Source organism: Streptomyces sp. NPDC029139, from assembly GCF_055564335.1.
In genome coordinates this window covers 127,128-141,322 of sequence record NZ_JBVHWN010000007.1, presented here as the reverse complement: position 1 = coordinate 141,322, position 14,195 = coordinate 127,128, and the positions used below count along the sequence as shown (strand labels likewise).

The following is a 14,195-nucleotide window of genomic DNA, read 5'->3' as shown; positions in this document are numbered from 1 at the left end:
AAGGACCATGACGAAGCACGACGCACTCACGGACGTGGCCGGGCTGCGCGTCGGCCACGCGCGCGTGGCCGGGCCGAACGCGCTCAGCGGGACCACGGTCGTCCTCGCCCCGGAGGGCGGGGCCGTGGCGGCCGTGGACGTCCGGGGCGGCGGCCCCGGCACCCGGGAGACCGACGCGCTGGACCCCCGTAACGTCGTGCAGCGGATCGAGGCCGTCGTCCTCACCGGCGGCAGCGCGTACGGGCTCGAGTCGGCGGCCGGTGTGATGGCCTGGCTGGAGGAGCGGGGCCGAGGGGTACGCGTCGGGCCCGACCCCACGCACGTGGTCCCGGTCGTACCCGCCGCCTGCGTCTTCGACCTCGGCCGGGGCGGCGACTTCACGGCCCGCCCGGGACCCGCGACGGGACGCGCGGCGGTGGAGGCCGCCGCGGCGACGGAGCTCCACGCGCGCGTGGAGACGGGTGCGGTCGGCGCCGGCACCGGCGCCGTCGTCGGCGGGCTCAAGGGAGGGGTCGGTACGGCGAGCACGGTCCTCGACTCCGGCATCACGGTCGGCGCGCTGGTCGTCGTCAACGCGGTCGGCTCGGCCATCGACCCGGAGACGGGTGCGCTGTACGGCCAGTACTTCCAGGGCCGCCCCTCCTACCCCGACCGGGCCGTCCACGACAGGGCACGGCGGCTCCTCGACGAGGCACGGGCCACGAACACCCCGCCGCCCCTGAACACCACGCTCGCGGTCGTCGCCACCGACGCCGTGCTGACGCGCCCGCAGGCGCAGAAGCTCGCGGGCACGGCGCACGACGGCATCGCGCGCGCCGTCCGGCCCGTCCATCTCCTCAACGACGGGGACACCGTGTTCGCCCTCGCGACCGGCGAACGGGACCTGCCCGCCGAAGCGGGCCCACTCGCCCTGAACGACGTCCTGGCCGCGGGCGCGGACACAGTGACCCGGGCGATCGTGCGGGCCGTCCTGGAGACCGCCCAGGGGGTGAGGGGTCCGGGCGGCCACTTCCCCGCCTACCGCGAGCTGTACGGACCGGGCACCGGCCGGGAGCCAGGTCGCCCTGTCGACTCCCCGTCCAACAAGGGGAGTTGAAGGAGAGGCCGACCGGGACCGCGGGAACTTCCCGCACACGCCCTTCGTTTTGCCGAACCCCGGACACGATGTCAGACCCAGGGACTACGTTAAGCGAGCATCAAGTGACATGCGGCGACGGCCTGGAGACCCTCTTGAACGATCCGCAAAATCCTCGCGATCCGTACGAGACGACCGAGGCGCAGGTCGAGCGGCTCCTCGGCCGGGCGCTCAACTCCTTCGATCTGCCCGACACCACGGTCGAGCGACTGGAGACGGCCCTCGCCCACTCCAGCGCGCTCCACTCCTCGCACCACAGCGCGTCGCTGCACCGCACCACGTACCGCCACACCTATCTGCTCGCCGACGGGACGGCGCTCAGCCTGTGGGAGCTGGTGCACAACTCCGGCCGGGACGGCGCCGAGCACCACGAGCTGTACGGGGACGAGGAGGAGGCGCGGCTCGCCGCCTCCCGGCTGCCGACCGGCCTCGACCCGGGATGGGGCGTCGACCGCTCCTCCGGCCCGGACGCCGACGACGACCTGGAGCTGCTGAGCGCCCTGCTGTCCTGCCCGATACCGACGCAGCCCCGGATGTACGTCCCGGACAACTCCGCGGACCACGCGCGCCGGGTGCTGCGCCGCGCGGAGAACGCGGACCGGCCGGGCGAGGAGACGGCGCGCCGACTGCGGGTGGCGTTCGCCCACCACATCACACAGGCGTTCGGCCGCCAGTGCACGGTGGAGAGCGGTCGGGACGCCGGATTCACGCTCTACGAGCACGCGTTCCTGCTGCTCGACGGCGGGGAGCTGAGCCTGTGGGAGGTCGAGCACACGGCGACGCCCGACGGCCGTCACATGTGCGAGGTGTACGAGAACGAGCACACGGCCCGCGAGGCGATGGAGCACCGCGCCCGGGTCCGGTGAGCACCTACCGGAGCGGGAGGAGACACACCGAGGGGCGGTGCGCGGCCGTGCGCATCGCCCCTCCGAGGCACCACCGGCGCCCCTCCGATGTCTCAGGGCGTCCCCGGGACCGTCCCTCGCGGAGCCCGGTCAGGCCGCCACGGTCACCTTCGGCTCGGACCGGGGCTCGTCCTCCGGGTCACCGTTCCGCGCCGAAACCGGCTTCCGCGCGCCCTTGAGGAGGATCACCAGCGCGGTGCTGACGAGCGTGCCCGCCAGGATCGCGACCAGGTAGAGCAGCGGGTGGCCGATCAGCGGGATCACGAAGACGCCGCCGTGCGGGGCCCGCAGAGTGCACTCGAAGGCCATCGACAGGGCGCCGGTGACCGCGCCGCCGGCCATCGCCGCGGGGATGACCCGCAGCGGGTCGGCCGCGGCGAACGGGATGGCGCCCTCGGTGATGAACGAGGCCCCGAGGACCCAGGCCGCCTTGCCGTTCTCCCGCTCGGTCTTGGTGAACAGCCTGCCGCGCACGGTCGTGGCCAGCGCCATGGCGAGCGGCGGCACCATACCGGCGGCCATCACGGCGGCCATGACCTTGAGCGAGCCCTCGTTGGGGGTGGCGAGACCGCCGACGGCGAAGGCGTACGCGACCTTGTTGACGGGGCCGCCGAGGTCGAAGCACATCATCAGGCCGAGGAGGACGCCGAGGACGAGCGCGTTGGCGCCGGACAGGCCGGACAGCCAGTCGGTCATCGCCTTCTGGAGGCTCGCGATCGGCTTGCCGATCACCAGGAACATCAGGAAGCCGACGACGATCGACGCGAGCAGTGGGATCACCACCACCGGCATGATGCCTCTGAGGACGGTGGGGATCCGCACCTTCTGGATGGCGAGGACGGTGCCGCCGGAGATCAGACCGGCGGCGAGGCCGCCGAGGAAGCCCGCGTCGATGGTGAGGGCGATGGCACCGCCGACGAAGCCCGGGACCAGACCAGGGCGGTCGGCCATGCCGTACGCGATGTAACCGGCCAGGACGGGGACGAGGAAGGTGAACGCGAGCCCGCCGATCTGGAACATCAGGGCGGCCCAGCTGTCGACCTGCCCCCAGGCGAAGTGCTCGGCGACGGAGGGGGCCTTGCCGATCTCCCAGCCACCGAGAGCGAAGCCGAGGGCGATGAGCAGCCCGCCGGCCGCGACGAAGGGGACCATGTAACTGACCCCGGACATGAGCCACTTGCGCAGCCTGGTGCCGTAGCCCTCGCTCGGCTCCCCCGCACTCTCGACGGGGGTGGGCCTCCCGGCGGAGACCTCGCCGCGCTCGGCCTTGCCGCGGACCTCGGCGATCAGCGCGGCGGGCCGGTTGATGCCGGCCTTGACGCCGACGTCGACGGTCGGCTTCCCGGCGAAGCGCTCCTTGTCCCGTACGGGCACGTCGTGCGCGAAGATCACGCCGTCGGCGGCCTCGACGACCGCCGGATCGAGCCGGGCGAAGCCGGCGGACCCCTGCGTCTCGACGACGACCTCGACGCCGACCGCCTCGCCGGCCTTTTCGAGGGCTTCTGCGGCCATGTAGGTGTGGGCGATCCCGGTGGGACAGGAGGTGACGGCGACGATCCGGAACCCCGGCCGACCGCCGTCGCCCTCATGGTCGCCCTCGTGGCTGCCCCCAGCGGCGGGGGCCTCGGCTCGCGACTCCTCGGCACCGCCGCCCGGCGCGGCAGGCGCGGCGGGCGCGGCGGGCGAGGCGGGCGCGCCGGGCGCGGACGGTCCGTCGGCGCCGACCGGCGTTGGCGCGACTCCGACCCCGGTCTCGGCTCCGGCCCCGGTCCCGACTCCGGCCCCCGTCCCGACTCCGACCCCGGTCCCGACTCGGGCCCCCGTCCCGACTCCGACCCCGACAGCCGTCCCGGCAGCCGTCCCGGACGCGGGCGCGGGCACGGGTACGGAGGGCGGCGCCTGGTCCGAAACGGGTACGGCCTCCGGCGGGGCCGGGTGCTCCGAGCCCACCGGCGCAGACGCGGGTACGGCCACCGGCCCCGTCGGCTCGTTCGAGGGGGGCGCCGCGTCGCCCGCGATCCGCGCGGCCGCGGGGGGCTTCTCGCCCGAGATGAGGGCCGCCGCCCCGGTCACCGAGGTCGCCGACCTCAGCGCCGACGTGAACTCCTCGTTCATCAACTGGCGGGCCAGGGAGGAGAGGATCGTGAGGTGGGCGTCGTCCGCGCCGGCCGGAGCCGCGATCAGGAAGATCAGGTCCGCCGGGCCGTCCGGGGCGCCGAAGTCGACGCCCGACGACGAGCGGCCGAAGGCGAGGGTGGGCTCCACCACGTGCGCGCTGCGGCAGTGCGGGATGCCTATGCCGCCGTCGAGGCCGGTCGGCATCTGGGCCTCGCGGGCCGCCACGTCCGCGAGGAAGCCGTTGAGGTCGGTCACCCGGCCGAGCGCGACCATGCGCTCCGCGAGCGAGCGGGACGCCGCTTCCTTGCTGTCGGCGGACAGGTCGAGGTCGACCAGGTCCGCGGTGATCATCCTGCCCATCGCGGGCTCCCTTGCTCGCTGAGTACTCGGTCGAGGGGTACGTCGCCGGTCACCGTGACCGCGGACGGGTTCAGATCGGCCGGGGTGGGCATCTCGCTCCCCGGCAGCTGGACGGCCGCCGCGCCGTGCGCGATCGCCGCCGCGAGGGCCTCCGGGCCCTCTCCCCCCGCCGCGAGGAACCCGGCCAGGGACGCGTCGCCCGCGCCCACGTTGGACCGGACGGCCTCCACCTCCGCGGTGCCGAACCAGATGCCGGTGTCCGAGACCAGCAGCTGGCCGTCCGCCCCCAGGCTCGCCAGGACCGTCGCCGCCCCGCGCTCCCGCAGCTCCTCCGCCGCCTTCACCACGTCCCCCACGGTGGACAGCGGACGCCCCACCGCCTCCGCCAGCTCGTCGACGTTCGGCTTGACCACGTCCGGCCGGGCCGCGAGAGCCGCGAGGAGCGAAGGACCCGAGGTGTCGAGGGCGATCCGCGCGCCCGCGCCGTGGGCGCGGGTGACCAGCTCGGCGTACCACGCGGGCGCGAGGCCCCGCGGCAGGCTGCCGCAGCAGGCGATCCAGTCCGCCGCCGGCGAGTACGCGCCCACGGTGGTGAGGATCGTCTCGGACTCCTCCGAAGTCAGCTCCGGACCGGGCGCGTTGACCTTCGTCAGCGTCCCGTCCGGCTCCGCCAGCGCGATGTTGGAGCGGGTGTGCCCGGCGACCGGCACCGGCGCCACCTCGATGCCCTGGTCGGCGAGGAGTTGGGCGACGAGCGCGCCGGGCGCCCCGCCGAGCGGGACGACGGCGACCGTACGGTGGCCGGCAGCGGCGACGGCCCGGGAGACGTTGACGCCCTTGCCGCCCGGGTCCATGCGCTCCCCGGAGGCGCGCAGCACCTCGCCGCGGGTCAGGCCCGGGACCTCGTACGTCCGGTCCAGCGACGGGTTGGGGGTGACGGTGAGGATCATGTGCGTACGACTTCCGTTCCCGCGGCCTCGATCGCCGCGGCGTCCGCGGGGCTGAGCCCGCTGTCGGTGATGAGCAGATCGACGTCGGTGAGGTCGCCGAAGCGGGCGAAGTGCTCCTGGCCGTGCTTGGCCGAGTCGGCGAGGAGCACGACGCGGCGGGCGGAGGCGATCACGGCCCGCTTGACGGCGGCCTCGGCGAGGTCGGGGGTGGTGAGACCGTTGTCGGGCGAGAAGCCGTTGGCGCCGAGGAAGGCGACGTCGGCGCGGATCTCTCCGTACGCCCGCAGCGCCCACGCGTCGACGGCGGCGCGGGTGCGGTGCCGGACGCGGCCGCCGACGAGGTGGAGGTCGATGCCCGGGTGGTCGGCCAGGCGGGCCGCGACGGGCAGTGCGTGGGTGACGACGGTCAGACCGCATTCGAGGGGGAACTCGGCCGCGAGCCGGGCGACGGTGGTGCCGGCGTCGAGGACGACGCTTCCCTCCTCGGGGAGTTCGGCGACGGCGGCCCGGACGATCCGGTCCTTCTCGTCGGCGGCGGTGGCCTCGCGCTCGGCCAGGTCGGGCTCGAAGTCGAGCCGCCCGGCCGGTATCGCGCCGCCGTGCACCCGGCGGACGAGCCCGGCCCGGTCGAGGGCCTTGAGGTCGCGGCGCACGGTCTCGGCGGTGACCTGGAACTCCTCGGCGAGGGACAGGACGTCGACGCGTCCGCTCTCGCGGGCGAGCCGCAGGATCGCTTGCTGGCGCTCGGCTGCGTACATGTGGTTTTACGTCCGTTCCATGCCCGAACCTGTGGTTTCACCAGCAGGGTACGTCTGAGTTTCGGGAAAGTAAACGGACCTGGGCGTCGCTACGGACACGAATGGGCATCGGGGCGCCGTCCGTGGTGAGGAGTAGCGGACGCGGGTGACGGCGCGGGTGACGGACGCGGGGAACGGACCGCACGGCGCATGCCGGAAGGCCCGGACCAGGGTTCCCGGTCCGGGCCTTCCTCGCACGAGAGGTGAGGGGTCAGTGCGTCAGCACCGGCTCCTTCTCCGTCACGGCCTCCAGAGCCGCCGCACCCGCCACGTCGTCGGCGTCATCCACGTCCTCCGCGCCTTCGACGTGCTGCTTCGGCTTCGCCGGCAGGGCGAACATGACCAGGAAGATCCCGGCGAGCACCGCAGCCGCCCACCCGAGCGCGTTCTGGAACGCGTCCGTGAACGCCGCGCCCACCTCGGCCGGAGCCTGCGCCAGACGCTCCTCGTCGATCATCCCGTAGAAGACGACCGACACGAGCCCGAGTCCGAGCGCCATGCCCATCTGGCCGGTCGTGTTCACGAGACCGGACGCCGAGCCCGCGTGCTCACGCGGCACCTCCGAGAGGACCGCGTCCGTCAGCGGCGCCACGATCAGACCCATGCCCAGGCCCATGACCACCAGGGGCGGGATCATCTGCCAGGGGTCGATGGAGGTTCCGTACCGGCCGGCCATCCCCATGTAGAACAGCACGCCCGCGGCCATCGTCAGCGCGCCCGCCTGGAGCACCTTGCGGCCGAAGCGGGGCACCAGCTTCTGCACCGACATGCCTGCCGCCGTCGAGACGGCGATGGAGAACGGCACGCCCGTCAGACCTGCCTTGAGCGGGCTCCAGCCGAGCCCGATCTGCATGTACAGCGTCCAGACCAGGAAGAAGATGCCCATCACGACACCGAAGGTCAGCTGGACCGCGATGCCCGCCGCGAAGCTCTTCACCTTGAACAGCGCCAGCTCGATCAGCGGCGAGCCGTCCTTCCTGACCTTGTACTTCTCGTACGCGATGAGGGCGGCGAACACGACGAGGCTGCCGGCCATGCACAGGTGGCCCCACAGCGGCCAGTCCAGCTCACGGCCGCGCGTCAGCGGGTAGATCAGCATCAGCAGCGCGAGCGTGACCAGCAGGACGCCGACGATGTCGAGACGCAGCGCCTTGGGCGCCTTCGACTCGGTGATGAACTTCCGTCCCAGCAGCAGGCCCGCGATGCCGACCGGCAGGTTGATGAGGAAGATCGGCCGCCACTCCAGCCCGGCGATGTTCCACTGTGTGAGCAGCGCGCCGAGCAGCGGGCCGGAGACCGCGCCGAGACCGATGATCGCGCCGAACATCCCGAAGACCTTGCCGCGCTCGTGGGCGGGGAAGGTGACGTGGATGATCGACAGGACCTGCGGCACCATCATCGCCGCCGCGGCGCCCTGGAGCAGGCGGGAGGCGACCAGCATCTCCGGACTGGCGGCGAAGCCGCAGAGCGCGGAGGCGAGGGTGAAGCCGGCGGTGCCGAGGAGGAACAGCCGCTTGCGGCCGTAGATGTCGCCGAGCCGTCCACCCGTGATCAGGCCGGCGGCGAACGCGAGGGCGTAACCGGCGGTGATCCACTGGATGGCGCCGAAGGAGGCGCCGAGGTCGCGCTCGATGCTCGGGATCGCGATGTTGACGATCGTGGCGTCGACCAGATCCATGAAGGCAGCGGTCATGACGATGGCGAGGGCGACCCAGCGCCGCCGGTCGGCGACCGCTTCCGAGGCGGTGGCCGTGGCGGTGGCCGTGGCCGCTTCGGGGGCTGCTTCTTCCTTGACCGTTTCCGGGACGGCGTCGTGTGAACTCATACGATGAAGATAGAGGCCATATAGGTCAGGTCATGTCCTAGATGAGCGGCATCCTGGAACACATGACGGATACTCCGGCACGACTTCTGAATCTGCTGTCGCTGCTCCAGACACCGCGCGAGTGGCCGGGCAGCGAACTGGCCGACCGGCTCGATGTCTCCGCCCGCACGATCCGGCGGGACATCGACCGCCTGCGGGAACTCGGCTATCCGGTCGAGGCGACGAAGGGCGCGGTGGGCGGGTACCGCCTGGTCGCCGGTACGGCGATGCCGCCGCTGCTCCTGGACGACGAGGAGGCCGTCGCGATCGCGGTGGGACTTCGGGCGGGGGCGGGGCACGCGATCGAGGGGGTGGAGGAGGCGTCGGTACGGGCCCTGGCGAAGCTGGAGCAGGTGCTGCCGTCACGGCTGCGCCACCGGGTCTCCACCCTGCAGAACGCGACGATCCCGCTGACGCGGGGGGACGGGGCGACCGTCGCACCGTCCACCCTGACGGCGCTCGCGGGAGCCGTGACGGGGCACGAGCGGCTGCGTTTCGGCTATCGGGCGGGGGACGGCACGGAGTCCCGACGGCAGGTCGAGCCGTACCGGCTCGTGTCGACGGGGCGGCGGTGGTACCTGGTGGCGTACGACCTGGAGCGCGAGGACTGGCGTACGTTCCGGGTGGACCGGGTGTCCGACCCGTTCGCGACGGGGGCGCGGTTCACGCCGCGCGAGCTGCCGGAGGGCGGCGCGGCCGAGTTCATGACGCGCTCGATGTCCCGGGCCCAGCCCGAACTCGAACTCGACGTCACCTTCGAGGCCCCGACGGAATTCGTGGCGTCCCGCCTCCCGCCCCACCTGACCCCGACCTCGACGGGCCCGACCACCTGCCGCCTGCGCACCACGACGGCGGACTCGACGGAATGGCTCGCCCTCCGCCTGGCCCTGGTCGACGCCCCCTTCACCATCCACACCCCACCGGCCCTGATCACCTACGTGACGGACCTCGCCACCCGCCTGACGGCCGCGACGGGGTGAAACGGGCGGCCCGGGCGGCGGCGCGGAGCGGGGGGCGGGGCGCCACGGCTGTGGAGACGGCCTCGCGCGGGGGGCCCCGGGGGGCGGGGGGACGCCTGCGGAGACGGCCTCGCGCGGGGGCAGGGGGCCGGGGCCCGTGAGGGCCCTTCGCGCTGCGGAGCAGCGCAGACGGACGCCTCTCGAAGCGACGCGGCAGCGGGGTCTGGGCAGTCGGGGCACCACATCAACCCGCGCGCCGCCGCGGTATGGCGCAGTCGCCCTGGCCGCGGGGCCGGGCTCCGGGTGCGCCGGCCGCCCTAGGCCACCGCGTCGAAGCCCGTGTCCCGCGCCATCTTCTTCAGTTCCAGCAACGCGTGCTTCTCGATCTGGCGGATCCTCTCCCGCGTCAGGCCGTGCTCCTTGCCGACCTCCGTCAGCGTCCGCTCCCGGCCGTCCTCGATCCCGTACCGCATCCGGATGATCGACGCCGTGCGGTGGTCGAGCTTGTCGATGAGGTCGTCGAGCTCCTCGCTGCGCAGCAGCGTGAGCACCGACTGCTCCGGCGACACCGCCGAGGTGTCCTCCAGCAGGTCACCGAACTGCGTCTCGCCCTCGTCGTCCACGGACATGTTCAGCGAGACCGGGTCCCGGGCCCAGTCCATGACGTCCACGACGCGCTCCGGGGTGGAACCCAGCTCCGCCGCGATCTCGGCCGGCTCCGGCTCCCGGCCGTTCTCCCGGTTGAACTCGCGCTGCACGCGCCGGATCCGCCCGAGCTCCTCCACCAGGTGGACGGGGAGCCGGATCGTGCGCGACTGGTCGGCTATGGACCGCGTGATGGCCTGGCGGATCCACCACGTGGCGTACGTCGAGAACTTGAAGCCCTTCGCGTAGTCGAACTTCTCGACCGCGCGCACCAGGCCCGCGTTCCCCTCCTGGATCAGGTCGAGCAGCGGCAGTCCACTGCGCGGATAGCGCCGCGCGACCGCGACGACGAGTCGCAGGTTGGACTTGATGAAGAGGTCCTTGGCACGCTCGCCCGCAGCGACCAGCGCTTCGAGCTCCTCGCGGGACGCGCCCGCCCCCTCGCTCTCGACCTCTCCCTCCAGGATCTGCCGGGCGTACACGCCCGCCTCGATCGTCTGGGAGAGCTCGACCTCCTTGGCGGCGTCGAGCAGGGGCGTGCGTGCGATCTCGTCGAGATACATGCCGACCAGGTCGCGGTCGGCGATCTCCCCGCCCACGGCGCGAACGCTGCTTGCCCGCGTGCTGCTACCGCTGGTGGCGGACGAACGACGGGCGACGGCACGGGTTGCCATGCGTGCTCCCTTGCTGAGTAGGTCGCGACACCCTTTCGGGTGCCCTGCATCCGACGGAAACAACGACTGGAATCAGGACAGAATTCCCACGCGGCTCATCGATTTTCGGGATCATGCAGTACCCTGTCCGGCCCCTGAGGGGGATACGTGGCCCCTGAACCCACAGAGACGCAGGTCAGGGCGGGCACGGAGGGTGACCTGACGGCGCTCATGGCGGCGAGTCACCGCGTCCGGGGAGGCGAGTCGTTCTCCGCCCCAGGGCGGCAAGCCCTTCCGTACCAGAAGACGCCCCGCACCACCCTCTGGTTGCTCCCGCGACTCTCCCGCGGCCCTCAGGGGCTCTCAGGGGGCCCTCCCACGGCTTTCCCGCGGCCCTCCACGGCTCTCACGCGCCTCTCCCGCGCTCTTGTGCCGCTCTTACGCGCCCTACCCGGCCCCCGGCACCGAAAACAGGGCCTGCGCTCTACCCGAACTGGACCGAGCGCTTCGCCAGCCCCATCCAGAACCCCTCGATCACGCTCCGCCCGCCCCCCAGATCCCCCGCCGCGTCCGCCGCGCCGAGCGTGACGAACAACGGCGCGAAGTGCTCCGTACGCGGGTGGGCGAGCCGGCCCGCCGGGGACTTGTGCGGGAAGTCGAGGAGCGCGTCGACGTCCTGGGCCTCCAGGGCATGCCGCCCCCAGTCGTCGAACTCCGCCGACCAGCCCGGCACCCCCGGCCCCGGATGCCGGAGCGCGGCCAGGTTGTGGGTGAAGAACCCACTGCCGACGATCAGTACGCCCTCGTCCCGCAGCGGCGCGAGCCTGCGCCCGATGTCCATCAGCTTCCGCGGGTCGAGCGTGGGCATGGAGATCTGCAGTACGGGGATGTCGGCACCCGGGAACATCTCCACGAGCGGCACGTACGCGCCATGATCAAGCCCACGGTCGGGGATGTCCTGCACGGGCGTGCCGGGTCCGTGCAGCAGCTTGCGGACGGACGCCGCGAGCTGGGGCGCCCCGGGAGCCGCGTACCGCACCCGGTAGTAGTGCTCGGGGAAGCCCCAGAAGTCGTAGACGAGGGGAACGGTCTCGATCGCGCCGAGCGCGAGGGGGGCCTCCTCCCAGTGGGCGGAGACGACCAGGATCGCCTTCGGGCGGGGCAGGCCGGCCGACCAGGCGGCGAGCTCCGCGGGCCAGACCGGGTCGTCCGCGAGCGGCGGGGCGCCGTGCGAGAGATAGAGGGCGGGCATCCGTTCCAGCGTGGCGTCCATGACGACCGCCTCCCGATATCCTTTAAGTTTCAAGCTCACCTGACATGACGAGCTTAAACCCGATCTAGTTCAACTTTCAAGGATGCGCCGTAGGATAGATACATGACCACGGCATCCAATGACGCGCCCCGCTGGCTCAGCGACGAGGAGCAGCACGTCTGGCGCGCGTACCTCCACGCCACCACCCTCCTCGAGGACCATCTCGACCGCCAGTTGCAACGCGACGCCGGGATGCCACACATCTACTACGGCCTGCTCGTCCAGCTCTCGCAGGCGCCCCGCCGACGGCTGCGGATGACCGAACTCGCCAAGGCCGTCAAGATCACCCGCTCCCGGCTCTCCCACGCCGTCGCGCGCCTGGAGAAGAACGGCTGGGTGCTCCGCGAGGACTGCCCCTCCGACAAGCGCGGGCAGTTCGCATACCTCACGGACGAGGGTTTCGAGGTGCTGCAGCAGGCGGCCCCCGGCCACGTCGCCGCCGTGCGGCAGGCGATGTTCGACCGGCTCAGCCCGCGCCAGGTGGAACAGCTCGGCGAGATCATGAAGGTGATGGCGGAGGGCCTGCAGCCCACGGACCCGAAAGCGGACCTGCCCTGGCTCCGCTGAGCCGGAGCTCGAGCGGAACCAGGGCAGGAACGGCAGCCGTACGTCGACGGATCAGTGCATGACCACGGGGATCTTCACCTCGTCCTCGGCCCCCGACCCCTCGCCCGACCTGGCCCCGGAACCCGACCCGGACCCGGACGCGGCCACCGCGCCGGTCCCCGGCTTCCCGGTGGTGATGAAGGTGGCGGCGATCACGGCCGAGACGACCAGGATGCCGACGGCCCACCAGATGGCCGCCGCGTACCCCTCGACCATGCCCTGGAGCTGGAGCAGCTTCTGGGCGGCGGGGGTGGCGGCGCCGGCCGCGTGGTCGGTGATGAACGCGGTCGTCGCCGAGGCGGCGATCGTGTTCAGCAGCGCCGTACCGATGGCGCCGCCGACCTGCTGGGAGGTGTTGACCATCGCGGAGGCCACACCGGCGTCCTGCGGGTCGACGCCGTGCGTGGCGAGCGACATGGCCGGCATGAAGGCCGTACCCATGCCGAGGCCGAGCAGCAGCTGGGCGGGGAGGATCAGACCGGCGTACGAGGTGCCGATCTCCAGCTGCGTGAGCAGCAGCATGCCGGCGGCGGCGGTCAGGAAGCCGGGGCCCATCAGCCAGCGCGGGGGGACCCGCATCATCAGCCGCGTACCGATCTGGGTGGATCCGACGATCATGCCCGCGATCATCGGGAGGAACGCGAAGCCCGTCTTGACCGGCGAGTACCCCTTCACGACCTGGAGGTAGTACGTCAGGAAGAGGAACAGACCGAACATCGCGATGACGGCCAGACCCAGCGACAGATACACCCCGCCGCGGTTGCGCTCGGTCAGGACGCGCAGCGGCAGCAGCGGGGACTTCACCTTGGCCTCGGTGAGGACGAAGGCGGCGAGCAGCACGGCGGAGGCGACGAACATGCCGACCGTCGTGGCGTCCGACCAGCCCGCGGACTCGGCGCGGGTGAAGCCGTAGACCAGCGCGACCAGGCCGAGGGTGGACAGGACCACGCCCGGGATGTCCAGCGGGGAACGGTTGCGGCCGCCGGCCGGCTCGCGGATCACGAAGTACGCGCCCGCGGCGGCGACGATCGCGAAGGGGATGTTGACGTAGAACGTCCAGCGCCAGTCCAGGTACTCGGTGAGGAAGCCACCGAGGATCAGACCGACGGCGCCACCGCCACCGGCGATCGCACCGTAGATGCCGAACGCCTTGGCGCGCTCCTTGGCGTCGGTGAACATCACCGCGAGCAGGGAGAGCGCGGCGGGCGCGAGCAGCGCGCCGAACGCGCCCTGGAGCGCACGGGCACCGAGCATCATCGCCTCGCCGGTCGCGGCCCCGCCGAGCGCGGAGGCGGCGGCGAAGCCGATCAGGCCCACGACGAAGGTGCGCTTACGGCCCCACAGGTCGGCGATGCGGCCGCCGAAGAGCAGCAGGCCACCGAAGGCGAGGGCGTAGGCGGTGATGACCCACTGCCGGTTGCCGTCCGAGATCCCCAGGTCCTGCTGGGCGGAGGGCAGCGCGATGTTCACGATCGTCGCGTCGAGCACGACCATCAGCTGGGCGAGGGCGATGAAGACCAGCGCTTTCCAGCGCCGGGGATCTGTTTCGGACATGGGTGTAGCCACCTCTTGGTGCGTTGAGGAAAAACGGGACGTACGTACCGGGGGGGTCGGCGAGTCGGCGCGTCGCGGGACTGCCGGACGGAGCGTGTGGGAGCCGGGTTACGGAGCTGCGTTACGGGCCTGGGCCATGGGCTGCGTTACGGGACTGGACCATGGGGCTGCGTTACGGGACTGGGCCACGGAATCGAGTGACGGACGGAGTGCGGGACCGAGCTACGGAACCGAGTGACGGCAGTGAGTCGCGGGGTCGAGTGGCGGGACCGAGTGACGGGGACCGAGTGACGGGGCTGAGTCGTGGGGTTGAGTGGCGAAGCTGTCTTACGGCGCC

Annotated in this window: 11 protein-coding genes; 4 read left to right on the top strand and 7 right to left on the bottom strand. The window is 72.2% G+C overall.

What is annotated here, in order from left to right; genetic code table 11:
• The first annotated feature begins 7 nt into the window (after positions 1–7).
• Complete coding sequence (locus tag ACZ4VW_RS18255) at positions 8–1,096, top strand: P1 family peptidase (protein WP_467963456.1); 1,089 nt, start codon at positions 8–10, stop codon at positions 1,094–1,096.
• 68 nt (positions 1,097–1,164) lie between these two features.
• Complete coding sequence (locus tag ACZ4VW_RS18250) at positions 1,165–2,001, top strand: DUF6227 family protein (protein ID WP_467963454.1); 837 nt, start codon at positions 1,165–1,167, stop codon at positions 1,999–2,001.
• 129 nt (positions 2,002–2,130) lie between these two features.
• Here ACZ4VW_RS18250 and ACZ4VW_RS18245 read toward each other — a convergent pair whose 3' ends face one another.
• The 4 genes from ACZ4VW_RS18245 to ACZ4VW_RS18230 form a co-directional block, all read right to left on the bottom strand.
• Positions 2,131–4,518, bottom strand: coding sequence for a PTS fructose transporter subunit IIABC (locus ACZ4VW_RS18245; protein WP_467963452.1), 2,388 nt, complete (start codon positions 4,516–4,518; stop codon positions 2,131–2,133).
• A complete protein-coding gene (gene pfkB, locus ACZ4VW_RS18240) occupies positions 4,506–5,468 on the bottom strand; it encodes a 1-phosphofructokinase (protein WP_467963450.1) in 963 nt (320 codons plus the stop codon). The genes ACZ4VW_RS18245 and pfkB overlap by 13 nt, the downstream gene beginning before the upstream one ends.
• Positions 5,465–6,226: a DeoR/GlpR family DNA-binding transcription regulator gene (locus tag ACZ4VW_RS18235; protein ID WP_467963448.1), complete on the bottom strand. Its 762-nt coding sequence runs from the start codon at positions 6,224–6,226 to the stop codon at positions 5,465–5,467. Before ACZ4VW_RS18235 ends, pfkB begins: the two co-directional genes overlap by 4 nt.
• A gap of 250 nt (positions 6,227–6,476) precedes the next feature.
• Positions 6,477–8,090 (bottom strand): MFS transporter, encoded by a 1,614-nt coding sequence (locus tag ACZ4VW_RS18230; protein ID WP_467963446.1) that lies wholly within the window; start codon positions 8,088–8,090, stop codon positions 6,477–6,479.
• Between the two features lie 62 nt (positions 8,091–8,152).
• Between ACZ4VW_RS18230 and ACZ4VW_RS18225 the strand changes: the two genes are divergently transcribed.
• Positions 8,153–9,109 (top strand): helix-turn-helix transcriptional regulator, encoded by a 957-nt coding sequence (locus tag ACZ4VW_RS18225; RefSeq protein WP_467963444.1) that lies wholly within the window; start codon positions 8,153–8,155, stop codon positions 9,107–9,109.
• Positions 9,110–9,405: 296 nt separating this feature from the next.
• Here the strand turns inward: ACZ4VW_RS18225 and ACZ4VW_RS18220 are convergent, their stop codons facing one another.
• Both ACZ4VW_RS18220 and ACZ4VW_RS18215 read right to left on the bottom strand, forming a co-directional pair.
• On the bottom strand, positions 9,406–10,407 hold the full coding sequence (locus ACZ4VW_RS18220) for a sigma-70 family RNA polymerase sigma factor (RefSeq protein ID WP_467963442.1): 1,002 nt from the start codon (positions 10,405–10,407) through the stop codon (positions 9,406–9,408).
• A gap of 463 nt (positions 10,408–10,870) precedes the next feature.
• Positions 10,871–11,659 carry a dioxygenase family protein gene (locus ACZ4VW_RS18215; RefSeq protein ID WP_467963440.1) on the bottom strand — a complete coding sequence of 263 codons (789 nt, stop codon included), beginning with the start codon at positions 11,657–11,659 and terminating at the stop codon, positions 10,871–10,873.
• Between the two features lie 102 nt (positions 11,660–11,761).
• Here ACZ4VW_RS18215 and ACZ4VW_RS18210 point away from each other — a divergent pair, with 102 nt between their 5' ends.
• The gene (locus tag ACZ4VW_RS18210; RefSeq protein WP_467963438.1) at positions 11,762–12,265 is read left to right on the top strand and encodes a MarR family winged helix-turn-helix transcriptional regulator; all 504 of its coding nucleotides are present in this window, start codon (positions 11,762–11,764) and stop codon (positions 12,263–12,265) included.
• Positions 12,266–12,316: 51 nt separating this feature from the next.
• On the opposite strand, the gene ACZ4VW_RS18205 is transcribed toward ACZ4VW_RS18210, so the two are convergent.
• On the bottom strand, positions 12,317–13,858 hold the full coding sequence (locus ACZ4VW_RS18205) for an MFS transporter (RefSeq protein ID WP_467963436.1): 1,542 nt from the start codon (positions 13,856–13,858) through the stop codon (positions 12,317–12,319).
• Positions 13,859–14,195: the final 337 nt, after the last annotated feature.